Below are 23,549 nucleotides of genomic sequence, written 5' to 3'. Positions count from 1 at the left end.
GTGGCATGGTGGCCGTATGCGAGTTGGGCCCACCCCCTGGCCCTGCTCGCCCAAGGCCGTCGCGAGGCGGCGGCGACGGCCGCGAGCACGATCCCCGCCTCGCCGCCCGACCTGCTCTTCGAAGCCAGGACCTGCCTGCACGCCATCACCGCGATCCACACGGGCGACCGTCCGGCCATGGAACTCCTCCACGACCGGCTGCTCCCCGCGCAGGACGAACTGGCCGGCGCGGGCAGCGGCCTGCTCACCCTGGGGCCGGTCGCCCTGTATCTCGGCCGCCTGGCCGCCGCCCTCGGCCGGCACCACCAGGCCGCCGCCCATTTCGATCGGGCGCAGGCGCTCGCCGTGAAGGCCCGGGCACCGCACTGGGCCGAGGCCGCCCGCCGGGCCCGCCGCCTCGTCGCCCCTGACGCCGGTCACGACGCCGTCGGCCCGCCCGTCAGGCAGCGGCCGGTGTGAGCAGGCGGTACTCCGGGACCCGCCGCTCAGCGCGTCCGCGTGCGACCGCCCGCCCGGAACCGGCGGGCGGCGGGCCCGCCTGTAGTGTGCATGGCAACGCGAGCGGCGGGAGGCGGCCGGTACGGGCCCCCGCAGGTGGTGCACGTCATGGCGGCGCCTCACTCGCCTTTCCGAAAGTTTCGGGAAATTTATCGGCTCGCTGCCTCCGAACCAGCCTGTGACAAGGGCGGACCAGCGGACGATCGGATCTGCAACATAGCAGGTTGGCCCCACTCTTGACACGATTCAACGGGCCCCTTATGTTGCCGCAATATTAAAGAGATCTGCTTGAAAGTTTCGGCGTCACCCCCGCGTAACACCCCCCGCTCTCGCCGCGGACGGCGCCGTCATGGCCGAAGGGATGGCATGAGGGGCCAGGAACCAATCGACACGCGCTCGGCGTCCCGCGAGAGCGAGCCGTGGCGGGACGCGCGGTTGTCGCCCGCCGAACGGGCCGACGCGCTCATCCCGCTCATGACCCTCGAGGAGAAGGTCGCCCAGCTCGTCGGCGTGTGGGTCGGCGCCGACGCGTCCGGGGGCGGCGTCGCCCCGCACCAGACCGACATGGGCGACGGCCCCGAGTGGACCGAGGCCATCGGGCAGGGCCTGGGCCAGCTCACGCGCCCGTTCGGGACGGCGCCGGTCGATCCGGTCGCCGGGGCGCGCTCGCTGGCCGCCTCCCAGGCGGAGATCGTCCAGGCGAGCAGGTTCGGCATTCCGGCGCAGGTGCACGAGGAGTGCCTGACGGGCTTCGCCGCTTGGCAGGCGACGGTGTACCCGGCGCCGCTGAGCTGGGGCGCCTCCTTCGACCCCGAGCTGATCGAGGAGATGGCCGGCCGGATCGGCCGGTCGATGCGCCGGGCAGGCATCCACCAGGGTCTGGCCCCGGTGGTGGACGTGACCAGGGACTACCGCTGGGGGCGTACCGAGGAGACGATCGGCGAGGACCCGTACCTCGTCGGCACGCTCGGCGCCGCGTACGTGCGGGGCCTGGAGGGCGCGGGTCTCGTCGCCACGCTCAAGCACTTCGCCGGCTACTCCGCCTCCCGCGGCGGGCGCAACCACGCCCCGGTCGCGATGGGACGCCGGGAACTGGCGGACGTGGTGCTGCCGCCGTTCGAGATGGCGCTGCGGCTGGGCGGCGCCCGGTCCGTGATGAACTCCTACGCCGAGATCGACGGCATGCCGCTGGCGGCCGACGAGGCCACGCTGACCGGCCTGCTGCGCGGCGAGTGGGGCTTCGAGGGCACCCTGGTCTCCGACTACTTCTCGGTCCGGTTCCTGGAGCGCCTGCACAAGGTCGCCGCCGACGGCGGTGACGCGGCCGCGATCGCGCTCAGGGCCGGCATCGACGTCGAGCTGCCCACGGTGGACACGTTCGGCGCGCCGCTGGTCGAGGCGGTCAAGTCCGGGACGGCGAGCGAGGCGCTGATCGACCGGGCGCTGCGCCGGGTGCTGATCCAGAAGGCCGAGCAGGGCCTGCTGGACGAGGGCTGGCAGCCGCTGCCCGGCCCGGCCGAGGACGTCCGGCTCGACGACGAGGAGAGCGGAGAGCTGGCGCTGCGGCTGGCCCGCGAGGCCGTCGTGCTGCTGCGCAACGACGACGACGTGCTGCCGCTGAACCCCGCGGCCACGGTGGCGCTCATCGGCCCGGTCGCCGACGACCCGATGGCGATGCTGGGCTGCTACGCCTTCCCCAACCACGTGGGCCCGCACCCGGAGCACGGCCTCGGGCTGGAGCTGCCGACGTTGCGCGAGTCGCTCGGCCGGCTGGTCCCCGATCTCGGGTACGCGCCGGGCTGCGCCATCACCGGCGACGACACCTCCGGCTTCGCCGAGGCGGTCGCGCTGGCGGCGCGCAGCGACGTCGCGGTGCTGGCGGTCGGCGACCGCGCCGGGCTGTTCGGGCGCGGCACCTCCGGCGAGGGCTGCGACGCCGTGGACCTGCGCCTGCCGGGCGTGCAGGCCGAGCTGGTCCAGGCCGTGCTGGCGACCGGCACGCCGGTGGTGCTGGTGCTGCTCGCGGGCCGCCCGTACGCGCTGGGCGACGAGGTGGCCGCGGCCAAGGCCGTGCTGTTCGGCTTCTTCCCCGGCCAGCGCGGCGGCCAGGCGCTGGCCGAGGTGCTGACCGGCGTGGTGAACCCGACCGGCCGCCTGCCGGTCGGCGTGCCGCGCGACGCGGGCGGCCTGCCCGCGACGTACCTGGCGCCGCCGCTCGGCGGGCCGACCGACGTCTCGTCGGTGGACCCGACGCCCGCCTACCCGTTCGGGTACGGCCTGAGCTACACCACGTACGAGTGGAGCGGGGCCCGCGTGCTGGACGACGTCACGGAGTGGCCGGTGGACGGCGAGGTGGGCGTCGAGGTGACGGTCCGCAACGCCGGCCCGCGCTCCGGCGCGGAGGTCGTCCAGCTCTACCTGCACGACCCGGTGGCGCAGACGACCCGGCCGGTGGTCCGCCTGATCGGGTACGCCCGGGTGCCGCTGGCGGCGGGCGAGACGGCGCGGGTCGCCTTCACCGTCCCGGCCGACGTCACCTCGTTCACCGGGGTGCACGGCCGGCGGATCGTCGAGCCGGGCGACGTCGAGCTGCGGCTCGGCCGCTCGTGCGCGGAGGCCGTGGCCACCCTGCCGCTGCGCCTGACCGGCCCCGAGCGCGAGGTCGGCCACCTGCGGCAGTTGCAGGCCCCGGCGCAGATCGACCGCAACCCCCCGGAGGGCCGAGGATGAGCACACCCCAGACCCTGAGCCCCGGCACGACGCGGGAGCCCGAAGCCGGGCCGGCGGGCGGACGCCGCCGGCGCGCGGGCGGCGGCGCGTGGGTTCGCGCGCTGCGCCGCGACTGGCAGCTCTACTCGCTGGCGATCCTGCCGCTGCTGTTCTTCCTGATCTTCCGGTACGCCCCCATGCTGGGCAACATCATCGCCTTCCGGAAGTTCGAGCCGGGCGGCAGCATCTTCGGCGAGCAGTGGGTCGGCCTGCGTTACGTGAAGATGTTCCTGAACGACCCGACGTTCTGGAACGTGTTCAGCAACACCCTGATCCTGGGCGCGCTCACCCTGATCTTCTGCTTCCCGCTGCCGATCGTGCTGGCGCTGCTGCTCAACGAGATCCGGCGGCGCGCGCTGAAGCGGTTCCTGCAGTCGGTGTCGTACCTGCCGCACTTCCTGTCGATGGTGATCGTGGCCGGTCTCGTCATGCAGATGACGGCGCTGGACGGGCCGATCAACGCGTTCCTGGACTTCGTCGGCGCGAGCAAGGTCTCGTTCATGCAGGACTCGGACTGGTTCCGGACGATCTACGTCGGCTCGGAGGTCTGGCAGACGGTCGGCTGGGGCACCATCCTGTACCTGGCCGCGCTGACCACCATCGACGACCAGCTCTACGAGGCCGCCCGGATGGACGGCGCGAGCCGGTGGCGGCAGATCTGGCACGTGACGCTGCCCGGCATCCGGCCGACGGCGGTCACGCTGCTGATCCTCAACATCGGCACGTTCATGGCGGTGGGCTTCGAGAAGGTCCTGCTGCTGTACAACCCGCTGACGTATCCGACGGCCGACGTGATCTCCACGTACCTGTACCGGATGGGCCTGGAGTCCAGCAACTTCAGCTACGCCGCGGCCATCGGCCTGTTCGAGGCGGTGATCGGGCTGATCCTGATCCTCTCGGCCAATGTGATCTCCCGCCGCACAGTTGGGACGAGCCTGTGGTGACAACGCATGAGATGACCCGCGGTTACCGCGTCTTCCAGTGGTTCAACGGCCTCATCCTGACCGGTGTCGTGGTCGTGACGCTCTATCCGTTCGTCAACATCCTGGCCCGTTCGTTCAGCAGCCAGAGCGCCATCAGCGCGGGCGAGGTGAACCTCATCCCCAAGGGGTTCAACCTGACGACGTACAAGATCGTCGCGTCGGACCCGATGTTCTGGACGAACTACCGCAACACCGTCGTGTACACGGTGGTCGCGACGTTCATCGCGATCGTGCTGACGACGTCGTACGCGTACGTGCTGTCCAAGAAGCACCTCAAGGGCCGTAAGGTCCTCATCGGTGTCGCGGTCTTCACGATGTTCTTCTCCGGCGGCCTGATCCCGAACTACGTGCTGATCACCAGCCTCGGCATGAAGAACTCGATCTGGGCCATCGTCCTGCCCAACGCGATCAGCGTCTTCAACCTGCTGGTCATGAAGGCGTTCTTCGAGAGCCTGCCGCAGGACCTGGAGGAGGCCGCGGCCATCGACGGGCTGAACACCTACGGCATCCTGTGGAAGATCGTGCTGCCGCTGTCGAAGGCGGTCATCGCGACGATGATCCTGTTCTACGCGGTCTCGTTCTGGAACTCGTGGTTCGCGGCGTTCCTCTACATGAACGACTCCGGGCTGTTCCCGGTGACCGTCTACCTGCGCAACCTCATCGCCGGCGCCACCGGCGCGGACTCCTACGGCGCCGCCGCGGCCGAGGTGACGCAGGCCGCCGCCAACATCCAGGCGGTGACGATCGTCCTCACCGTCCTGCCCATCCTGGCGGTCTACCCGTTCGTCCAGCGTTACTTCGTCTCCGGCGTCATGCTCGGCGCGGTCAAGGGCTGACCCTCCCGGCGCCTCACAACCCAGCAGAACCACGGGAAAGGATTCCCCCCCATGCGCGAAATCTCGCGGCGTCAGGCGATCATCGGCCTCGGCGCCTTCGCCTCCCTCGCCCTGACCGCCTGCGGCAGCGACGGCGAGGCCCCCGCGAAGGGCGCGGCCGAGCCGGCCGGCAAGGCGGGCTCGATGAGTGGCTTCGCCGTCGGCCAGCAGTTCAAGGCCACCGAGCCGCTCTCGTTCGACGTGCTCTACAACAACCACCCGTTCTACCCGAACAAGGGCGACTGGCTGCTGTGGCAGGAGATGACGAAGCGGACCAACGTCACGCTGAAGCCGACCGAGGTGCCGCTCAGCGACTACGAGAAGAAGCGCGCGCTGATCATCGGCGCCGGTGACGCCCCGCTGATCATCCCCAAGACCTACCACCCGCAGGAGGAGGCGTTCGTCGCCTCCGGCGCCATCCTGCCGGTCAGCGACTACTTCAACCTGATGCCGAACTTCCAGGACAAGGTCAGCAAGTGGCAGCTCCAGCCGGAGCTGAACTCGATCATGCAGTCCGACGGGCGCATCTACCTGCTGCCCGGCATCCACGAGGGCGTCTGGGCCGACTACTCCTTCGCGGTGCGTACCGACATCCTCGAGAAGCTCAAGCTGGAAGTCCCCAAGACGCTGGACGACTTCTACAACATGCTCAAGGCGATGAAGGCCGAGTACCCGGACCTCTACCCGATGACCGACCGGTGGGGCGTGCCCACGCCGGGCGGCAACCTGATCAAGCTCATCGCCCAGGCGTTCGGCAGCAAGGGCGGCTGGGAGTACCAGCACGCGACCTTCGACTCCGCGCAGGGCAAGTTCGTCTACACCGGCGCGATGCCGCAGTACAAGCAGACGATCGAGTACCTCAACAAGCTGGTCAAGGAGAAGCTGCTCGACCCCGAGAGCTTCACCCAGCAGGACGACGCGGCCAAGCAGAAGTTCATCTCCGGCAAGTCGTTCGTGATCAGCTCCAACGCGCAGACGCTGATCAACGACTACCGGGCCGCGCTGACCGAGAACAACCCGGACGCCAAGATCGTCAAGATCCCGGTGCCGACCGGCCCGATCGGCGAGTACAAGATCGCCACGCGCCTGGAGAACGGCATCATGATCTCCAAGAAGGCTGCCGAGAACCCGAACTTCGTGGCGATGATGCAGTTCATCGACTGGCTCTGGTACTCCGACGAGGGCCAGCAGTTCGTCAAGTGGGGCGTCGAGGGCACCACCTTCACCAAGGACTCCGCCGGCAAGTACAAGCTGGCCGACGACGTCGACTACGTCGGGCTCAACCCCGGCGCGCCCAAGCACCTGCAGAAGGACTTCGGCTTCGGCAACGGCGTGTTCGCCTACGGCGGCGCCACCGCGCTCCTCCAGTCCACCTTCTCGGACGAGGAGATGGAGTTCCAGAACGTGATGAACGCCAGGAAGCCCTGGCCGGTCGAGCCCGGTGCCCCCCTCACCGAGGAGGAGCGCGAGCAGGCGGCCATGTGGGAGACGCCGTTGAAGGACCACGTCACCCAGAACACGCTCAAGTTCATCCTCGGGGAGCGCGACCTCGGCGAGTGGGACGCCTACGTCAAGGAGCTGGAGAGCAAGAACTCCACCCAGTACGTCAACCTCGTCAACACCGCCTACGACCGGTTCAAGAAGGAACACGGCAACTGATCCCGCGCCCGGCCGGGCCGCCCCTCCTGCCGGGGGAGCGGCCCGGCCGCCTACTCCCCGAGGACTGATCCATGCGTCACCCCGTTCCCGGCGAGCCCTCGGGGCGGCTGTCCGACGCCTGGCGCTTCTGCGTCGGCACCGGACGCTTCGAGCTCGCGCTGCGCCGCGACTACCAGGACTCGCTGGCACTGGTCCAGCGGGAGATCGGCTTCCGGCACATCAGGGGCCACGGCCTGTTCAGCGACGGCGTCGGCGTGCACCGGCCGTACGAGTACGCGGGCGAGCGCCGCGTGCGCCACTCCTTCACCTACGTCGACCAGGTCATCGACGCCTACCTGGAGCTGGGCGTCGAGCCCTTCCTGGAGCTGGGCTTCATGCCCTCGGGGCTGGCCTCGGGCGAGCAGACCGTGTTCTGGTGGCGGGGCAACGTGACCCCGCCCAGCTCGTGGCAGGAGTGGGCCGACCTGGTCCGGGCCACGCTCACCCACCTGATCGGCCGTTACGGCCTCGACCGGGTGCGCCGCTGGCCGATCGAGGTCTGGAACGAGCCCAACCTCAAGGACTTCTGGCAGGACGCCGACGAGGCCGCCTACCACCGCCTGTACGAGCTCACCGCCCGCACCATCAAGGACGTGGACGCGTCGTTGCAGGTCGGCGGCCCGGCCATCTCGCCCGGCTCCGACGAGTGGATGCCGCGCTTCGCCGACTTCGTCACCGCCCGCGACGTGCCGGTGGACTTCCTCAGCCGGCACGCCTACACCTCGGGCCCGGCCCAGCACGTGCCGTTCGGCGTGCACCAGACGCTGGGGCCCGCCTCCGGCCTGCTGGAGCAGTTCGCCACCACCCGCCGCCAGGTCGAGGGCGGCCCGCTGGAGGGCCTGCCGGTGCACGTCACCGAGTTCAACTCCTCCTACCGTCCCGACAACCCGATCCACGACACGGCCTTCAACGCCGCCTACCTGGCCCCGGTCCTGGCGGCGGGCGGCGAGCTGGTGGACTCCTTCGCGTACTGGACGTTCAGCGACATGTTCGAGGAGGTGGGCGTCCCGACCTCGATCTTCCACGGCGGTTTCGGCCTGCTGACCCACCGCCAGATCAAGAAGCCCACCTACCACCTGTACGCGTTCATGGCCCGCATGGGCGACCAGCTCCTGACCAGGGGCGAGGACCACCTCGTCACCAGGGACGACACGGGCCGCGTGACCGTGCTGGCCTGGGCTCCGGTGGACGTCACGGGCGGTCCGGCCGTGTCGGGGCACACCGTGCGGCTGGCGATTCCCTTCGCGGGCGGGTCGGCGTTCATGCTGCGCTCGTCGGTGAGCGAGGAGATGGGCAACGCCTGGGCGGCCTGGTGTGAAATGGGGCGTCCAGCGTCACCGCACCCCAGACAGCTCGATATCCTCCGGGAAGCGGCGGAACCGGTCCGCCGTCACCGGAGCCTGCCGGTCACCGGCGGCACCCTCGACCTCGACCTGACACTCGACCGCCACGAGGTCACGCTCGTCGAGCTCACGCCGGTGACGGACGAGACCCCGCCGTGGTGGGACGACCGCCGCATCCTCGGCCTGTAGGAGGGCATGTGACCAGCGACCCGACGGCCCCCTGCGGGCAGGCGCGCGGATGAGCGACGTGACGGGCCCGCCGCGCTTCGGCACGGGCCCGCTCTCCCGGGTCTCCGCGCTCGTCTACACCCTGCTGGTCGTCGAGCTGCTGGTGCTGCTCACCGCCGTGCCGGGCCTGGTGGTGCTGGTGCTGCTGGACCGGGACGCCGGCAACGTGCCGCTGATGGCCGCCTGCCTGCTGCCCGCCGGCCCGGCGCTCTCGGCCGCCCTGTACGCCCTGCGCCACCGCCGCCGCGAGCTGACCGAACTGCGCCCGGCGCGGGCGTTCTGGCGCGGCTACCGGCTCAACGCGGGCGCGGCCATGAAGATCTGGGCCCCGTGGCTGCTGGTGCTGGCCCTCGTCGGGACGAACCTGAGCAACTTCTCGGCCGCGGGCGTGCCGGGCTGGTGGGCGGCGCTGCTCGTCGTGCTCGCCGCCGGTGCCACGCTCTGGGTGGCCAACGCGCTGGTCATCACCTCGCTGTTCGCCTTCAGGGCGGTGGACGTGGCCAAGCTGGCGGCCTGGGCGCTGGGCCGCTTCCCCGCCGCCACCCTCGCCAACGCCTGTCTGCTCGTGGTGGCCGGGGGCGTCACGCTGGTCGCCACCGAGGCCTCCCCGGCTGTGCGCGGGCCGGGAGTGCCCGGCCCGCGCACGCCCCCGCTCCCGTCAGAAGATGCGGCGGCCGTGGGCGTCGGGCACGCCCGACTTGCGCAGGAAGTAGGTGTTGACCTGGTCGCGCCACTCCACGGCCGACCTGACCTGCTCGTCGAGCCGCTCCCCGACCCGCGCGTACAGCGCCGGGTCCACCAGGTCCGCCGCCTTCTCCCACGCCAGCCGCGCCCCGGCCGCCTCCTCCGCGCCCGCGAAGTGGGCGTCGTAGATGTGCTGGACGACGGTGACGCCGCTGCGCAGCACGTGCTCGTACGGCACGTGGTGGAAGAACAGCAGCAGTTCGTCGGGGCACTCGGTGAGCGACTCGTACACCTCCGACCACGGCTGCGGATACTGCCCGGTGTAGCCGGTGCCGGTGGCGCGGGTGCGGTCGACGCCGATGCCGTCGCGGTCGGCGAAGTGGTAGGTGCCCCACGGGGTGTACTCGTAGCCGTCCACGTCGGGGCCGTAGTGGTGGCCGGGGCGGACCATGAAGCCGACGCCGAGCGGCGCGGTGCAGCGCTCGTAGGCGTGCCAGGACCCGTCCATCATCTCGTGCAACGTGCTCCGCAGCCGCTCCAGGTCGCCGGAGGCGGCGAAGGTCAGGCCGATCCACTCGTCGAGCACGGCCACCGGGTCGAGCGCCGGGGCCCAGGCGAGCCGGCCGAACGCGTACAGGTTGGCCTGGGCGAGCGGATGCCCCGTCCAGTACGGGTCGTCGCCCACGTTGGAGACGGCGACCAGGCCGCCCCCGGCGGCGACGTCGGCGACCGTCCGGCCGTCGGGCCCCCAGAAGCGGAAGCCGAGCACCTCGCTCCACATCGGGCCGAGGTAGCACACGTGCCGCTGCTGGCCGGTGTACTCCTGCGTCACCTGCAGCTCCACCGCGAGCCCCGTGGCCGGCATGGCCGCGATCACCGGGGAGAGCGGCTCGCGGGTCTGGAAGTCGATGGGGCCGTACTTGACCTGGACGATCGCGTTGTTCCTGAACCGGCCGTCGAGCGGGGCGAAGTGGTCGTGGGCGGCGCGGGCGCGGTCGGTGGAGCGGTCCCGCCAGTCCTGGCGGTGGTTGTAGACGAACGCCCGCCAGAACACCACGCCGCCGTGCGGGGCCAGCGCGTCGGCCAGCATGTTCGCCCCGTCGGCGTGGCTTCGCCCGTACGCGAACGGTCCGGGCTGGCCCTCGGAGTCGGCCTTGACCACGTACCCGCCGAAGTCGGGGATCGTCTCGTACACCCGCTCGGTCGTGCCCGCCCACCACTCGCGCACCCGCTCGTCCAGTGGGTCGGCGGTGTCGAGGCCGCCGAGCGCCACGGGGGAGGCGAAGTTGACCGACAGGTGCACGCGGATGCCGTACGGGCGCAGTTCGGCCGCGACGGCCGCCACCTCGCCGAGCCGGTCGGTCAGCAGGTGGGCCTCGGTGGCGTGCACGTTGACGTTGTTGATCGCGACCGCGTTGACGCCGGTCGCGGCCAGCAGCCGCCCGTAGGCCCGCACCCGGCTCAGGTCGGCGCGCAGCACGCCGTCCCGCCAGAAGATCGAGCCGCCCGAGTAGCCGCGCTCCACCTGGCCCATCACGGGGTGCACGTCGATGTTGTCCCAGTGGTCCAGCATGCGCCGCCGCAGCGCGGGACGGTGCGCCTCGGCGGGCCGCTCCGCGCCGAACGCCGCCTCGCCGCGCCGGACCACCTCGAACCAGCCGTACAACAGGCCCGCCGGGTCGTCGGCGAGCACCACCGTCACCCCGTCCGCACGGCCCAGCAGGAAACCCTCGGCGCCGATCTCCGGCCCGCGCAACGCCTCCACGGCGGGCGGCAGGCCGTCGGACGAGGACAGCGCGAGCACGAGGTCGCACGCCTCGCCCGGCGCGGCCACGACGCCGCCGTGCCGCCCGCAGGCGTCGTCCACCTCGGCCCGCACCGTCGCGGCCGGCGCCGACTCGTCGGCCAGCACCAGCACGCGGCGCGCGCCGATCGCGCGGAACGCCTCGGGGGGCAGCCAGGCCGGATGCGCGTCGGTGGCGGGGGGAAGGGTCACGGGGGCTCCTCGAAGTCTGCGAGCAGGCACGATGGCGGCCCGCCGCACCATTGGGGGGTGCCCCAGAATCTACCGGTGCCCGCGCGGGCGCTCCCTGGCCACCCCCTGCCGCCTCACGCGTTCGCGTTGAACGGCGTCAGCCGCAGCCTGATCGAGGTCGGGGCGGCAGCCTGTCAAACGCTTCGGGAGAACCAGGTTCGCCGGACGTCTCAGCCGAGCCGGTCACGGGCGTAGTTCGCGGCCTCGGTGCGGTTGCGTACGCCGATCTTGGCGAACGCGTTGTTGATGTGCGTCTTCACGGTCGTCCCCGCGATGAACAGGCGGGCGGCGATCTCGGCGTTGCTGAGCCCCAGCGCGATCAGCCGCAGCACCTCGGCCTCCCGCGCCGTCAGCCCGTCGGGGCAGGCGGTCACCGGCTCGCCGCCGCCCCTGGACAGCACCTCGACCAGCCGCCTGGCCGCCACGGCGGAGAACGTGGACTGCCCGGTCGCGGCCGACCGCAGCGCGGCGGTGATCTCGGCCCGGCCCGCGTCCTTGGTCAGGTAACCGCGTGCCCCGGCCAGCAGCGCCCCGTCCACGGACCGGTCGTCGTCGTAGGTGGTCAGCACCACCACGGCCACCCCGGGATGGTCGCGGGTGATCCGCCGGGTGGCCTCCACGCCGTCCATGACCGGCATCCGCAGGTCCATCAGCACCACGTCCGGACACAGCGCCGCCACCAGGCGCAGCGCCTCCTCGCCCTGCCCGGCCTCGCCCACCACCTCGACGCCGTCCACCAGGCCGAGCAGCGCGACCAGCCCCTCGCGCATGGCCTGCTGGTCGTCCACCACCAGCACTCTCACTCCGGCACCTCCGCCCGCACCTCCCACACGCCGCCGGCCGCTCCGGCGGCGAGCGTGCCGCCCGCCAGCGCCACGCGCTCCCGCATCCCGGACAGCCCGTACCCGCTCCCGGTGGGGGACGGCTCGCCCGGGAGCGGGTTGCGGACCGTCAGGCGGACGCAGCGCGCCCCGTACGTCAGGTCGAGGGTGACCGGGAGGCCGGGGGAGTGCCTGGCGGCGTTGGTCAGCGCCTCGCGGGCCGTGCGCAGCAGGCAGACCTCGGCCGCGGGGGTGATCGGCCGCCGGGTGCCCGTCGTGCGCAGTTCGGCCCGTACCGCGTGGTCGCGGTGGTGATCGTCCGCGAGCAGGCGCAGCGCGTCCGGCAGCGGCGGGACGTCCTCGCGCAGCGCGGCCACCGCCGCCCTGGCCTCCACCAGCCCCTGCCTGGCCAGCCCGCGCGAGCGCCGGATGCGGGCCACCGCGCCCGGCACGTCCCCCCGCTCGGTCAGCAGCGCCTCGGCCACGTCGAGCTGCACCCCCAGCGCGCCCAGGGAGTGCGCGAGCACGTCGTGCAGCTCCCTGGCGATGCGGGCGCGTTCGTCGAGCGCCATGGCGCGGGCGCGGTCCTGCAGCGCGCGCCGGTACTGGCGACGGTGCAGCGCGAACAGCACCGTGCACATCATCACCGCCCCCTGGACCGCGATCGCCGTGCGCGGCTGCTCGAACCAGGCCATGCTGGCCGCCAGCAGCCCCAGGTCGGCCACGGTGACCAGGCAGATGGCGGTCATGCCCGGCGTCATGTGCGCGGCGAACAGCAGCAGCATCGCGAACAGGAACACCGTCGGGGCCGCCGACTCCGAGCCCGCCGCCGTGGCCGCCGCCGCGGAACCGCCCGCGAGCAGCGCCGTGGCGGGGCCCGGGAAGCGGCCGTCGAGCAGCACGAACGCCAGCCAGCAGGCCATCGCGACGGCCAGCGCCGACCACACGAGGACCGCGTCGCGGTCGGGCGCGGCGACGACCAGGGACCAGGCGAGGACGAGGGTCATCAGCGCCCGCATCAACCGCCCCGTCTCGGGGTCGTCGGCGGCCAGCAGCCGCGTGACCCGTCCCCACACCTCGCGCATGGTGCTAGCGGGCGTCCCGCAGGCTGAGAATCATGTCCACCACGATAAGGCGGAACGCCACGAAGCCGGCGACCACGATCAGGGCCACGACGGCCACCGCGACCAAGAACTTCCCGTTCACTTTTCCTCCGTTGGCGTCGAGCAGGCGTTGCAGCAGTTCCAGCCGTTTGTCCATGGCTCGACGTTAGGAAGGCGCGTGGGTGGAGCGGCACCTCAGAAAGGTGGAGAAGCGGGTGGATCCAGGGCCGCCCGGCGCGGGGTCTACGGCGTGAGCAGGCTCGGCGCGACGGCGGGGCCGCTGCCCGGAACCGTGCCGCGCGGCCCCCGTGTCCGGCCCGGCCGGGCGCTCTCGGCGCCGGGGGACGGGGTGGGCCGGGCCGTGTCCGCCGGCTTCGCGGGGGTCGCGGGGCTGAGCTGCGCCGCGTCCTGGCGGTACTCGTACGACGTGTCGCCGGAGCCGGCCGGTGTCGGCGCCGCGTGGCCCTCGGCGGCGGCGCCCCGGCGGCCCTCGGAAGGCGGCACCGCGCCCTTCGCGGGCAGCGGGGTCCGGCTCGGACGGGCGGGCGTGGCCGGCGGCTCCGGGGACGCGGTGCTCTCGTGCCGGTGCGTGGACTGCGGCTCTGCGGGCCGCCCGGCGGGGGTGGAGGCCGGGCGCGGGCTGAGCGCGGCCACCGGCCGCCGTCCGGCGCGCTCCTCCTCGCCCTCCGGGACCGGCAGCGGGTCGAGCGTGGGGAAGCTGCCGGGTAGGCCGATCAGGACGGCGGCCAGCGCCAGGTGGAGCACGCCCACCAGCAGGGTGGAGATCCGCAACGCCAGCCCCCGGCGGCGGCGCCGCTCCGCGGCCTGGTCGTTCAGCACGTCTGGCGTGCCTGCCGATGCCATGCGGGGCTGTCCTCCGGGGGCGGGTGGGGCGGATGAGTCTCTTGATCTAGGCATGGATGGTCACAGCGGTCAAGGCCATCGTACGAAGATCACTATGGATGACCTGTCTCGTACATGTGCGACGCAGGTCTCAGATCATGTCAAATCCTCCCTTAAGTAGCTGCGCTATGATCACAGGGGACAATTTGGCCAGCGCTGTGCGCGTCATCAGGACGCCGCACCGCTCACGGGACACTTGGAACGATGTCGAGCATCAAAGAGGTCGCCCGGCTGGCCGGGGTCTCCGTCGGCACCGTGAGCAACGTGCTCAACCGTCCCGAGGTTGTCGCGCCCGAGACCCTCAGGCGGGTGCGCGAGGCCATCGAGCGGCTCGGTTACGTGCGCAACGGCCCCGCCCGGCAACTGCGGGAAGGGCGCAGCCGCACCATCGGCGTGGTCGCGCTCGACCTCGCCAACCCGTTCTTCATCGACGTCCTGCGCGGCGTCGAGACCGCCGCCCGGCGGGCGGACGTCACCGTGATGGTCTTCAACAGCAACAAGGACGCCCAGCGCGAGGCCGGGCTGCTGGAGACGTTCGAGGAGCAGCGGCCCCTGGGCGTGCTGATCACGCCGGTCAACGACGAGGGCGAGGAGGAACGGCTGCGCCGGCTCGTCTCGCGTGGCATCCCGGTGGTGCGCTTCGACAGCTCAGCCGGCCACAGCGGCGGTTGCTCCGTCGCGGTGGACGACGTGCTCGGCGGCCGGCTGGCCGGCCGGCACCTGCGCGAGCGCGGGCACCGGCGCATCGCCTTCGCCGGCGGCCCGTTCACGGTGCGGCAGGTGCGCGAGCGGCGCGACGGCCTGGCCGGCGTGCTCGGCCCCGGCGACACGCTGACCGTGATCCCGCTGCCCGACCTCACCATCGCCACCGGCCGCACCGTCGGCAGGGAGATCGTCGCGCTGCCCGAGGCGGAGCGCCCCACCGCGGTCTTCTGCGCCAACGACCTGGTGGCGATCGGGGTGCTGCAGGAGATGACGCTGCGCGGGCTGCGGGTGCCCGCCGACCTGGCCATCCTCGGCTACGACGACATCGACTTCGCCGCCGCCGCGGCGGTGCCGCTGTCGTCGGTCAGGCAGCCGCGCGAGCAACTCGGCCACACCGCCGCCACGCTGCTGCTGGACGAGGCGTACGGCGCGGGCACCCACGAGCATCGCCAGGTCATCTTCCAGCCCGAGCTGATCGCCCGCGCCTCGACCACCGCGCCGGTGCGGGCCTGCTGATCACCCGGGTTCCGGAGGGCCGGCGGGCGGGGCGAGGGCGGTGACGATCCGGGAGAGCAGCGCGCCCCACTCCTCGTCGCCGACCCCGTGCAGGTCCGGCGTGACCAGCGCGCTGCCCATCCCGAGCAGCAGGCAGAAGTGCGCCACCGCCTCCGGCGACAGCCCGCCGTCCAGCTCGCCGCCCGCCTGCGCGACCCGTACGAGGTCGGCGATCCAGCCGGCCCGCTCGCCGACGTAGTCGCGCATCGGCCCGGCCACGTCCTCGTCCCTGCGGGCCGCCACCAGCGCCTCGACGATGAGGTCCCCGCGCGGGTCGCGGCCGCGGTTGAGGGTGCGCCCGACGGCGAGCAGCAACTCCGTGACCGACCGGCCGGGATCGCAGACGAACAGGCTCGCGAGCAGGTGCCTGCCGTGCGCGCGCAGGGCCGCCACCAGCAGCTCCGCCTTCGAGCCGAAGTGCGCGTACAGGGCGCCGTTGCTCACCCCGGCCGCCGCCGCGATGTCCGCCACGCGCGTTCCGTCGTACCCGCGCTCGGCGAAGGAATCCGCGGCGGCGCGCAGCAGCCGTTCGCGCGTCTCGGCGGCGCTCACTCCCGCGATGCGTCCCATGAGCGAATTTAAAATTTCGTTCAATTGTCTCGTCAAGCGGGGCCCATGAGAGCACCCGGGGTGGAGACATGTCCACCTTTGATCTACTCTGAACCCGCGAGGGGAGTACTTCCAAAGAGTTGACCCGGTCAGTACGGACGTCCGCGCGTCCCCGGGCGGCCACCCTTTGGGTGAAGGAGACCTCGAACGGAAGAGTCTGTTCGAGGGAGGTATTCCCATGTCCGCGGGGACATTCGCGCATGCCGTCGAGCTGCGCACCATCGCATCACCCACGCTCTGGCTCATCACGGTGGCGGCCCTGTTGCTGCTTCTGGTGGTGGACCTGCTGATCACCCGGCGACCGCGCGAGGAAAGCATGCGTGAGTCGATCGGCTGGTCGGTCTTCTACCTGTTGCTGCCGGTGTTCTTCGGCCTCTACCTGTGGGCCGATCACGGAGGCGGCGTGGCGGTCGAGTTCTTCACCGGTTTCGTGGTGGAGAAGTCGCTGTCGGTGGACAACCTGTTCGTCTTCATGCTGCTGCTCGCGGCCTTCGCGGTGCCGGCCGCGCTGGCCAGGCAGGTGCTGCTGTACGGCATCGTCGGGGCGCTGGTCCTGCGGGTCATCTTCATCTGGCTCGGCGCCGCCGCGCTGCAGAGCGGCACCTGGGCGTTCCTGCTGTTCGGCGGCATCCTCATCGTGACCGCCGGCAAGATCCTGAAGGACGTCCTGGACGGCGGCGAGCAGGAGGTGGACATCTCCTCCATGCGCACGGTCCGGCTGGTGCGCCGCTTCATCCCGGTCACCGAGGACTATCGGGGCTCGCGGCTGGTCGTGCGCGAGCGCGGCAGGCTCGCGCTCACCCCGCTGGCGCTGGCGGCGGTCGCGATCCTGGCCACCGACATCGTCTTCGCCGTGGACTCCGTGCCGGCCGTGTACGGCGTCACGGAAGACCCGTTCCTCGTGTTCGCCACCAACGCCTTCGCGCTGCTGGGGCTGCGGGCGCTGTACTTCGTGCTCCAGGGCGTGCTCACCAAGCTGCGCCACCTCAACCACGGGCTCAGCGTCATCCTGGCCTTCATCGGGGTCAAGCTGATCCTGCACTGGGCGCACGGCATCTGGCCGCAGGTGCCGGAGATCCCGACCCCGGCCTCGCTGGGGGCCATCGTGGGGGTGCTGGCCATCGTCACGGTCACCAGCCTGCTCGCCAACCGCCGTGACCGCCTCCGGGCGGGCCCGGTGGACGACACCCGGCCCGAGACCGTGCAGGAGCCGGCCGGCGAGCGCTAGTGCGCCGGCCGCGCCCGTAGCAGGTCGGCCAGCACGTGCAGCAGGGCCGCCGACGTGGTGGCCGACGTGATGGCCTGCTCCGAGATCAGCTCCTGGACGCGCAGCATCGGCACCCACTCCACCCGCCCGGCCCCCTCGTCCTCGCCTCCGGCCCGCCCGGCGGCGGGTTCGGGGCCGGACGGGCGGTGGGCGGCGAAGACGACGTGCTCGCAGTCGGCGACGTCGCCGGCCGGGCGGGTCCGGAGCAGGGGCAGCAGCGGGCCGGCCCGCCAGCCCGTCTGCTCGGTCACGTGACGGGCCGCGGCGGACTCGGGCGACTCGCCGGGGGAGATCTCGCCGAGCGGGATCTCCCACCCCCACGTGCCGGTGATGGGCCGGTGCCGCCACAGCAGCAGCACCCGCCCGCCGTGGAAGACCACCGCCCCGGCGGCTCGCCGAGCGCGGATGAAGGGCTGCTCGACGTGCCCGCCGCCGGTCAGCTCGACGTGCGCGACCCGGAGATCGACTCCGTTCGCCGCGTAGAGCAGCCGTTCCGACCGCCGTCGCATGGGATGCTCCTCACCCGCTCGCCGGTACGCGCGCCCAGATGGCCTCTCTGGAGGGCTTCCCCGAGAATACGCACCCCACACGGCTTCACCCGCCGGGCCTGGGGAACGTCATGGGGGAGATTAGGGTGAGATGTCCCAACGTTCGACCGGAGGGGGAGCGATCGTGGGGTCCTTCGAGGGCGGTGGGCTGCCCCCGGATGACATCGTCGTCAGCGCGCTGCGCGCCGGCGACGAGGAGATGTTCGCGGCGCTGCTCGACACCTGGTCCAGGGGCATGCTCCGGGTCGCCAGGTCGTACGTGTCCACCGACCACTCGGCCGAGGAGGTCGTCCAGGACACCTGGCTGGCGGTGATCGACGGGATCGGCGCCTTCGAGGCGCGCTCCTCCATCAAGACGTGGGTGTACCGCATCCTGGTCAACACCGCGAAGAAACGCGGCGTGCGCGAGAGCCGCACGCTGCCGTGGAGCGCGTTCGAGCGGGACGGCGCGCCGCCGCGCGAGTTCGGCCCCTCGCCGGACGGCCGGGTCGGCGCGGTCGCGGCCTGGCCGACGCCCGAGGGCGAGGCGCTGGCGGCGGAGGTGCGCGCGCTGATCGCCGAGGCCCTGGGGCGCCTGCCGCCCCGGCAGCGGGTCGTGATCAGCCTGCGTGACGTGGAGGGCTGCACCTCCGAGGAGGTCTGCGAGATCCTGGAGATCTCGCCGGCCAACCAGCGGGTCCTGCTGCATCGCGCCCGCACCGCGGTACGAGGCTGGCTGGCGGGTTACTACGAGGCCGTCAAACAGCCCGAGTGAAACTCGCGGTGCCATCAGGCCCGTACAGCGGCGACAATGGGTGAAACGGTTCATCCCCAGAGACGAGGGCGGTCGACGTCGTGAAGCGGTTCACCTGCGACGAACTGGCGGAACAGCTCACTGCCTATCTTGACGACGCCCTCGACCAGCCCACACGCGCGGGCGTGCGGGCGCACCTGTCCGGCTGCGAGGGGTGCGCGCGCTTCCTCGACCAGTTCCGGGCCACCGTCAGGGCGCTGGGCGACCAGCCGCCGGAGAAACTGTCCGCGCCCGTGCGCGACCGCCTGATGTCCGCCTTCCGCGAACGCCACCCCTGAGTTCCGTCACCCTCCCGCTTCCCCGAGATCCCGCCTTCTCACCTCCCGCCCGGCCCCGTCCAGCCGGTCGGCGCCCTCGTCGCCCGCCCGTCCGCCGAAGCTCTCCCGCAACTCGGCCAGCACCGGCGGCGGGATGATCCCCTCGCGCAGGCAGCCCAGGGCCGCGACCGTCGCCAGCACCTGCGCCAGCCACGCCGAGCACTCCGGGCACGCCTCCAGATGACCGGCGACCCGCCGCTGCCGATCGGCCGGGAGCGCCAGCTCCAGGTAGTCCGTGACCAGCGCGAGCACCTCGTGGCAGCCCAGCGGTCCCTCCTCCATGTCACGTAGTGCCCGTCGCGTCCCATCCGTTACGCGGAAATTCGTCTGTAACGATCGAGCGCCTCCCGGGTCTGTAGTCGCGTGCGCATCAGCACGACGGCGTCGGCGAGAGGGAGACGATGATCGGGGTTACGGCCGAGAGCACTCCGTTGCGGGACGCCTCGGAAGTGGCGGACCACGCGCGCCGGTGTTTCCGTCCCGGCGGCGACCGGGTTGGAGTCGAACTGGAGTTCCTCGTCTTCGACCGCGCGAACACCGCCGGGCACGTTCCGCTGGAGCGGACCCGGCGCGCCCTGCCCGCCCGGTTGCCCGGCGGCAGCCGGGTGACGTTCGAACCGGGCGGGCAACTCGAACTGTCAGGGCCCGCGGGCCCGCTCCTCGACACGGTGACCCGCCTGACCGCCGACGTCACCGCGGTGCGCGACGGCCTGCGCGCCGCCGGGCTCGCCCTGGGCGGGGTGGGGCTCGACCCGGTACGGGTCCCGTGCCGCCAGCTCGTCTTGCCCCGCTACGAGGCGATGGCCGAGTTCCTCGGCGTGCCGTACGGGCCGCTCATGATGTGCTGCACCGCGTCGATCCAGGTCAACCTGGACCTCGGGGAGCGGCCGGGCGACCGCTGGGAGCGTGCGCACGCCCTCGGGCCGGTGCTGCTGGCCGCCTTCGCCAACTCCCCGCTGAGCGGCGGCCGGCCGCACGGGTGGATGTCGGGCCGCCAGGACGTCTGGACCAACCTCGACCCCACCAGGACCCGGCCGGTGCCGGCCACCGGCGACCCCGCCGCCGACTGGGCCGAGTACCTGCTCGACGCCCGCCTCATGCTCGTCCGCGAGGACACCGAGAGCTACCGGCCGGTACGCGACGGCTCGACCTTCCGCGACTGGCTGGCGGGCGGACGCGCGGCGGACGGCGGCCCGGGAACGCGGCGGCCCACCGCCGAGGACCTCGCCTACCACGCCACCACCCTCTTCCCGCCGGTACGGCCCCGGGGCTGGCTGGAGATCCGCTACCTGGACGCGCAGCACCCCGACACCTGGCCGGTGTGCGTGGCCGTGACCCACGCCCTCGTCGTGGACGACCGCGCCGGCGACGCCGCGATGGCCGCCGTCGAGGCGCGCCGGTCCACACCGCCGGGCACCCAGCGGCCGGGGACACAGCAGCACGAGTGGGACACGGCCGCGCGCTGCGGGCTGGAGGACCCCCGGCTGCGCGGGGCCGCCGAGGCGTGCTTCCGCGCCGCGCTGGAGGCGCTGCCCCGGCTCGGCGCGAGCCCCGCCCTGGTTACGGAGGTGGCCGCGTTCGCCGACCGGCACGTGACGACCGGCCGCTCCCCGGCGGCGTACCTGATGGCCCCGGCGGCCCGCCGCCAGACCCCCGCCTGGCTGGACCACGGGCCTGACCACGGGTCCGGCGGTGGGCCCGGCGGCGGCCACGGGCCCGGCCACGACCTCAGGCCCGACGGACGACAAGAAGGACACGCATGAACGACTTCAAGGAACGCATCGCCAAGCAGCTCATCGCGGTGCGCGACCGTTCGCTGACCTACACGGAGGCGGAGGACGACCTGCTGGTGCGCCAGCACTCACCCCTCATGTCCCCCCTCGTCTGGGACCTGGCACACGTCGGCAACTACGAGGAGCTGTGGGTGCTGCGCTCCGCCGCCGGCATCACACCGCTCCGCCCCGAGATCGACGACATCTACGACGCGTTCAAGACCCCGCGCAAGGACCGTCCCAGCCTGCCGTTCCTGGGCCCGAAGGAGGCGCGCGGCTACATCGAGGGCGTACGCGGGCGCGTGCTCGACGTCCTCGACGGCATCGACCTGGAGGGCCCGTCCCGGCTGCACCGCGACGGGTTCGTGTTCGGCCTGGTGATCCAGCACGAGCACCAGCACGACGAGACCATGCTCGCCACGCTGCAGCTCTCCGGGCAGCCGGGGCTGGTCCGCGACGGCGACCTGCCGCCCGGCCGCGCCGACGGCCCCGAGGAGGTGCACGTCCCGGCGGGGCCGTTCGTCATGGGCACCGACACGCTGCCCTGGGCCTACGACAACGAGCGCCCCGCCACGCGGCTGGACCTGCCCGGCTACTGGATCGACCGGCTGCCCGTCGGCAACCGCGCGTACGCGGACTTCATCGCGGACGGCGGCTACGACGACCCCCGCTGGTGGACGCCCGAGGGCTGGCAGTGGCGGCGGCGCGCCGACGTCACCGCCCCGCTCTTCTGGACCAGGGACGGCGACGACTGGCGCCGCGACCGCTTCGGCCGCACCGAGCCCGTCCCCATGGACGAGCCCGTCCAGCACGTGAGCTGGTACGAGGCCGACGCCTACGCGCGCTGGGCGGGCAAGCGGCTGCCCACCGAGGCCGAATGGGAGAAGGCGTGCGGCTGGGACCCCAGGGAGGAGAGGTCCAGGCGGTACCCGTGGGGCGAGACCGAGCCCGGCCCCTCACTCGCCAACCTCGGCCACCGGGCCTCGCACCCCGCCCCGCTCGGCGCGTACCCGGCCGGGGCCAGCGCGTACGGGGCCGAGCAGATGGTGGGGGACGTGTGGGAGTGGACGAGCTCCTGGTTCCACGGCTACCCGGGCTTTCGCAGCTTCCCGTACCGGGAGTACAGCGAGGTGTTCTTCGGCGAGGAGTACCGCGTGCTGCGCGGCGGCTCGTGGGCGGCAGACCCGGCGGCCGTCCGCACCACGTTCCGGAACTGGGACTATCCGATCCGCCGGCAGATCTTCACCGGGTTCCGCTGCGCCCGCTCGGAGCTGGTCTGAGATGTGCAGGCACGCCGCCTGGCTGGGCGCCGAGCGCCCGCTCGCCACGCTCATCGACGAGACCGAGCACGGCCTGCTCGAACAGTCGTACGCGCCCCGCCGCCAGCGGGCCGGCCTGGTCAACGCCGACGGTTACGGCATGGGCTGGTACGTGCCCGGCCGTCCCGAGCCGGTGCGCTACCGGCGGGCCGTGCCCATCTGGACCGACGCCAACCTGCCCGGCCTGGCCGATGTGGCGCGTTCGACGTGCCTGCTGGCCGCCGTGCGCTCGGCCACCGTGGGCATGCCGATCGAGGAGAGCGCCACCGCGCCGTTCACCGACCGGACCTGGCTGCTCAGCCACAACGGCCGGGTCGCCCGCGACGCCGTCAAGGACCTCTGCGACGCCGCCGAGAGCACCTGCGACGCGGCCTGGGTCGCCGCCGCCGTGTTCCAGCGCGGGCGCGCCGGCGCCGCGCTGGGCGAGGCGCTGGCCGAGGTCGTCGTACGGGCCGGGGAGAAGGACCCGGCCGCCCGCCTGAACCTGCTCGCCTGCGACGGCACGGCCATCGCCGCGACCGTCTGGGGCGACACCCTGTTCCATCACCGGCTCCACGACGGCGTGCTGGTGGCCAGCGAGCCGCTCGACGACCTGCCGGGCTGGCGGGCCGTGCCCGAGCGCAGCCTGCTCACCGTCACCCACGACGACGTGCGCGTCCAGCCGTTGTGAACCCAGATCCCAGGAGGCCCCGTGCCTGTCAGCCAGTCAACCGTGCATGTGACCAGCCATCTTGACCACGACTACCTCCGCCAGGCCCTTGAGCACGACGTCATCGCCGGCCTGACGGCCACGCCCAAGTGGCTGCCGCCCAAGTGGTTCTACGACGCCGCCGGCAGCGAGCTGTTCTCCCGTATCACCCGGTTGCCCGAGTACTACCCGACCCGGCGCGAGCTGGCCATCCTGCGGGCGCGGGCCGCCGACCTGGCGGCCGTCTCCGGCGCGGACACGCTGGTCGAGCTGGGCTCGGGCACCAGCGAGAAGACCGTGCTGCTGCTGGACGCGCTGTCGGCGGCGGGCACGCTGCGCGGCTACACGCCGGTGGACGTGGACGCCGTCACCCTGGAGGCCGCCGCACGCCGGCTGGCCGAGCGCTATCCGGGGCTGGCCGTGCGGGCCGTGTGCGCCGACTTCGAACGCCACCTGGCGCTGCTGCCCCGCTACGGGCGGCGGATGGTGGCCTTCCTCGGCGGCACCATCGGCAACCTCGAACCCGCCGCCCGCGCGGTGTTCCTCAAGGAGCTGCGGGCCACGCTGCGGCCGGGGGACACGTTCCTGCTGGGAGCCGACCTGGTGAAGGACCCGCGACGGCTGGTCGCCGCCTACGACGACTCGGCGGGGGTGACCGCCGAGTTCAACAGGAACGTGCTGCGGGTGATCGACAGGGAGCTGGACGCGGACTTCGACCCCGAGGCGTTCGAGCACGTGGCTCTGTACGACGAGCGGCACGACTGGATCGAGATGCGGCTGCGGGCCACCCGGGCGATGCGGGTGTGGGTCGGCGGGCTCGGGCTCGCGGTGTCGTTCGAGGCGGGGGAGGAGATGCGTACCGAGATCAGCGCCAAGTTCCGGCCCGAGCGGCTGCTGGCCGAGCTCGAGAGCGCCGGCTTCGAGGTGCGCCGCCGCTACACCGACCCGGCGGACGACTTCACCCTGGTCCTGGCCGCCGCGTGAGCTCCGGCACCCCGTCCGCCCCCGCTCCCGTGGTGGGCGGCGTGGGCGGGCG

Annotated in this window: 22 protein-coding genes and 1 pseudogene; 14 read left to right on the top strand and 9 right to left on the bottom strand. The window is 72.4% G+C overall.

What is annotated here, in order from left to right:
• The 6 genes and pseudogenes from FAF44_RS46010 to FAF44_RS45985 form a co-directional block, all read left to right on the top strand.
• Positions 1-459 (top strand): annotated as a pseudogene (locus tag FAF44_RS46010) (hypothetical protein); the annotation flags it as partial.
• Positions 460-864: 405 nt separating this feature from the next.
• Positions 865-3,228 carry a glycoside hydrolase family 3 N-terminal domain-containing protein gene (locus tag FAF44_RS46005; protein ID WP_237109773.1) on the top strand — a complete coding sequence of 788 codons (2,364 nt, stop codon included), beginning with the start codon at positions 865-867 and terminating at the stop codon, positions 3,226-3,228.
• Entirely contained in the window at positions 3,225-4,211 is a 987-nt protein-coding gene (locus tag FAF44_RS46000; protein ID WP_237109772.1) for a sugar ABC transporter permease, read from the top strand. Before FAF44_RS46005 ends, FAF44_RS46000 begins: the two co-directional genes overlap by 4 nt.
• Positions 4,208-5,086: a carbohydrate ABC transporter permease gene (locus FAF44_RS45995; protein WP_237109771.1), complete on the top strand. Its 879-nt coding sequence runs from the start codon at positions 4,208-4,210 to the stop codon at positions 5,084-5,086. Before FAF44_RS46000 ends, FAF44_RS45995 begins: the two co-directional genes overlap by 4 nt.
• Before the next feature lie 51 nt (positions 5,087-5,137).
• Positions 5,138-6,784, top strand: coding sequence for an extracellular solute-binding protein (locus FAF44_RS45990; RefSeq protein ID WP_237109770.1), 1,647 nt, complete (start codon positions 5,138-5,140; stop codon positions 6,782-6,784).
• 71 nt (positions 6,785-6,855) lie between these two features.
• Positions 6,856-8,355 (top strand): hypothetical protein, encoded by a 1,500-nt coding sequence (locus FAF44_RS45985; protein ID WP_237109769.1) that lies wholly within the window; start codon positions 6,856-6,858, stop codon positions 8,353-8,355.
• A gap of 327 nt (positions 8,356-8,682) precedes the next feature.
• Here the strand turns inward: FAF44_RS45985 and FAF44_RS45980 are convergent, their stop codons facing one another.
• The 6 genes from FAF44_RS45980 to FAF44_RS45955 form a co-directional block, all read right to left on the bottom strand.
• Positions 8,683-8,991 carry a hypothetical protein gene (locus FAF44_RS45980; RefSeq protein ID WP_237109768.1) on the bottom strand — a complete coding sequence of 103 codons (309 nt, stop codon included), beginning with the start codon at positions 8,989-8,991 and terminating at the stop codon, positions 8,683-8,685.
• A gap of 61 nt (positions 8,992-9,052) precedes the next feature.
• Positions 9,053-11,074 (bottom strand): alpha-glucuronidase, encoded by a 2,022-nt coding sequence (locus FAF44_RS45975; RefSeq protein WP_237109767.1) that lies wholly within the window; start codon positions 11,072-11,074, stop codon positions 9,053-9,055.
• Positions 11,075-11,283: 209 nt separating this feature from the next.
• Entirely contained in the window at positions 11,284-11,916 is a 633-nt protein-coding gene (locus FAF44_RS45970; protein ID WP_237109766.1) for a response regulator transcription factor, read from the bottom strand.
• Positions 11,913-13,019 (bottom strand): sensor histidine kinase, encoded by a 1,107-nt coding sequence (locus tag FAF44_RS45965; RefSeq protein ID WP_237109765.1) that lies wholly within the window; start codon positions 13,017-13,019, stop codon positions 11,913-11,915. Before FAF44_RS45965 ends, FAF44_RS45970 begins: the two co-directional genes overlap by 4 nt.
• 4 nt (positions 13,020-13,023) lie before the next feature.
• Complete coding sequence (locus FAF44_RS45960) at positions 13,024-13,194, bottom strand: hypothetical protein (protein ID WP_237109764.1); 171 nt, start codon at positions 13,192-13,194, stop codon at positions 13,024-13,026.
• A gap of 86 nt (positions 13,195-13,280) precedes the next feature.
• Positions 13,281-13,901: a hypothetical protein gene (locus tag FAF44_RS45955; RefSeq protein WP_237109763.1), complete on the bottom strand. Its 621-nt coding sequence runs from the start codon at positions 13,899-13,901 to the stop codon at positions 13,281-13,283.
• A 243-nt stretch (positions 13,902-14,144) separates the two neighbouring features.
• Between FAF44_RS45955 and FAF44_RS45950 the strand changes: the two genes are divergently transcribed.
• The gene (locus FAF44_RS45950; protein WP_237109762.1) at positions 14,145-15,161 is read left to right on the top strand and encodes a LacI family DNA-binding transcriptional regulator; all 1,017 of its coding nucleotides are present in this window, start codon (positions 14,145-14,147) and stop codon (positions 15,159-15,161) included.
• On the opposite strand, the gene FAF44_RS45945 is transcribed toward FAF44_RS45950, so the two are convergent.
• Complete coding sequence (locus tag FAF44_RS45945) at positions 15,162-15,770, bottom strand: TetR/AcrR family transcriptional regulator (RefSeq protein ID WP_237109761.1); 609 nt, start codon at positions 15,768-15,770, stop codon at positions 15,162-15,164.
• Between the two features lie 217 nt (positions 15,771-15,987).
• On the opposite strand from FAF44_RS45945, the gene FAF44_RS45940 reads away from it, so the two are divergent.
• Positions 15,988-17,037, top strand: coding sequence for a TerC/Alx family metal homeostasis membrane protein (locus tag FAF44_RS45940; protein ID WP_237109760.1), 1,050 nt, complete (start codon positions 15,988-15,990; stop codon positions 17,035-17,037).
• On the opposite strand, the gene FAF44_RS45935 is transcribed toward FAF44_RS45940, so the two are convergent.
• Positions 17,034-17,585, bottom strand: a complete 552-nt coding sequence (locus FAF44_RS45935; RefSeq protein WP_237109759.1) for an NUDIX hydrolase — start codon at positions 17,583-17,585, stop codon at positions 17,034-17,036. The genes FAF44_RS45940 and FAF44_RS45935 overlap by 4 nt on opposite strands.
• Positions 17,586-17,748: 163 nt before the next feature.
• Between FAF44_RS45935 and FAF44_RS45930 the strand changes: the two genes are divergently transcribed.
• Together FAF44_RS45930 and FAF44_RS45925 are read left to right on the top strand one after the other, a co-directional pair.
• Positions 17,749-18,378: an RNA polymerase sigma factor gene (locus FAF44_RS45930; protein WP_237109758.1), complete on the top strand. Its 630-nt coding sequence runs from the start codon at positions 17,749-17,751 to the stop codon at positions 18,376-18,378.
• Between the two features lie 80 nt (positions 18,379-18,458).
• A complete protein-coding gene (locus FAF44_RS45925; RefSeq protein ID WP_237109757.1) occupies positions 18,459-18,695 on the top strand; it encodes an anti-sigma factor in 237 nt (78 codons plus the stop codon).
• A gap of 6 nt (positions 18,696-18,701) precedes the next feature.
• On the opposite strand, the gene FAF44_RS55400 is transcribed toward FAF44_RS45925, so the two are convergent.
• Positions 18,702-19,016, bottom strand: a complete 315-nt coding sequence (locus FAF44_RS55400) for an anti-sigma factor (protein ID WP_272895942.1) — start codon at positions 19,014-19,016, stop codon at positions 18,702-18,704.
• Between the two features lie 119 nt (positions 19,017-19,135).
• Between FAF44_RS55400 and egtA the strand changes: the two genes are divergently transcribed.
• The 4 genes from egtA to egtD are packed head-to-tail and all read left to right on the top strand — an operon-like array spanning position 19,136 to position 23,497.
• A complete protein-coding gene (gene egtA, locus FAF44_RS45915) occupies positions 19,136-20,497 on the top strand; it encodes an ergothioneine biosynthesis glutamate--cysteine ligase EgtA (protein ID WP_237109756.1) in 1,362 nt (453 codons plus the stop codon).
• Positions 20,494-21,786 carry an ergothioneine biosynthesis protein EgtB gene (gene egtB, locus FAF44_RS45910; RefSeq protein ID WP_237109755.1) on the top strand — a complete coding sequence of 431 codons (1,293 nt, stop codon included), beginning with the start codon at positions 20,494-20,496 and terminating at the stop codon, positions 21,784-21,786. Before egtA ends, egtB begins: the two co-directional genes overlap by 4 nt.
• Position 21,787: 1 nt before the next feature.
• The gene (gene egtC, locus FAF44_RS45905) at positions 21,788-22,495 is read left to right on the top strand and encodes an ergothioneine biosynthesis protein EgtC (protein ID WP_237109754.1); all 708 of its coding nucleotides are present in this window, start codon (positions 21,788-21,790) and stop codon (positions 22,493-22,495) included.
• A gap of 48 nt (positions 22,496-22,543) precedes the next feature.
• Positions 22,544-23,497 carry an L-histidine N(alpha)-methyltransferase gene (egtD, locus tag FAF44_RS45900; protein WP_237109753.1) on the top strand — a complete coding sequence of 318 codons (954 nt, stop codon included), beginning with the start codon at positions 22,544-22,546 and terminating at the stop codon, positions 23,495-23,497.
• Positions 23,498-23,549: the final 52 nt, after the last annotated feature.

This window comes from Nonomuraea sp. MG754425 (assembly GCF_021699195.1).
Taxonomy (GTDB): Bacteria; Actinomycetota; Actinomycetes; order Streptosporangiales; family Streptosporangiaceae; genus Nonomuraea.
This window is presented reverse-complemented; position numbering and strand designations above follow the sequence as displayed.

What these genes read in the sequence shown, in the direction of transcription:
- FAF44_RS45945 (WP_237109761.1), bottom strand. Translation starts at nt 15,770, where the DNA reads ATGGGACGCATCGCGGGAGTGAGCGCCGCCGAGACGCGCGAACGGCTG.
- egtB (WP_237109755.1), top strand. Translation starts at nt 20,494, where the DNA reads ATGAACGACTTCAAGGAACGCATCGCCAAGCAGCTCATCGCGGTGCGC.
- FAF44_RS45950 (WP_237109762.1), top strand. Translation starts at nt 14,145, where the DNA reads ATGTCGAGCATCAAAGAGGTCGCCCGGCTGGCCGGGGTCTCCGTCGGC.
- FAF44_RS45955 (WP_237109763.1), bottom strand. Translation starts at nt 13,901, where the DNA reads ATGGCATCGGCAGGCACGCCAGACGTGCTGAACGACCAGGCCGCGGAG.
- FAF44_RS46000 (WP_237109772.1), top strand. Translation starts at nt 3,225, where the DNA reads ATGAGCACACCCCAGACCCTGAGCCCCGGCACGACGCGGGAGCCCGAA.
- FAF44_RS45990 (WP_237109770.1), top strand. Translation starts at nt 5,138, where the DNA reads ATGCGCGAAATCTCGCGGCGTCAGGCGATCATCGGCCTCGGCGCCTTC.
- FAF44_RS45960 (WP_237109764.1), bottom strand. Translation starts at nt 13,194, where the DNA reads ATGGACAAACGGCTGGAACTGCTGCAACGCCTGCTCGACGCCAACGGA.
- FAF44_RS55400 (WP_272895942.1), bottom strand. Translation starts at nt 19,016, where the DNA reads ATGGAGGAGGGACCGCTGGGCTGCCACGAGGTGCTCGCGCTGGTCACG.
- FAF44_RS46005 (WP_237109773.1), top strand. Translation starts at nt 865, where the DNA reads ATGAGGGGCCAGGAACCAATCGACACGCGCTCGGCGTCCCGCGAGAGC.
- FAF44_RS45935 (WP_237109759.1), bottom strand. Translation starts at nt 17,585, where the DNA reads ATGCGACGGCGGTCGGAACGGCTGCTCTACGCGGCGAACGGAGTCGAT.
- FAF44_RS45985 (WP_237109769.1), top strand. Translation starts at nt 6,856, where the DNA reads ATGCGTCACCCCGTTCCCGGCGAGCCCTCGGGGCGGCTGTCCGACGCC.
- egtC (WP_237109754.1), top strand. Translation starts at nt 21,788, where the DNA reads ATGTGCAGGCACGCCGCCTGGCTGGGCGCCGAGCGCCCGCTCGCCACG.
- FAF44_RS45965 (WP_237109765.1), bottom strand. Translation starts at nt 13,019, where the DNA reads ATGCGCGAGGTGTGGGGACGGGTCACGCGGCTGCTGGCCGCCGACGAC.
- egtA (WP_237109756.1), top strand. Translation starts at nt 19,136, where the DNA reads ATGATCGGGGTTACGGCCGAGAGCACTCCGTTGCGGGACGCCTCGGAA.
- FAF44_RS45940 (WP_237109760.1), top strand. Translation starts at nt 15,988, where the DNA reads ATGTCCGCGGGGACATTCGCGCATGCCGTCGAGCTGCGCACCATCGCA.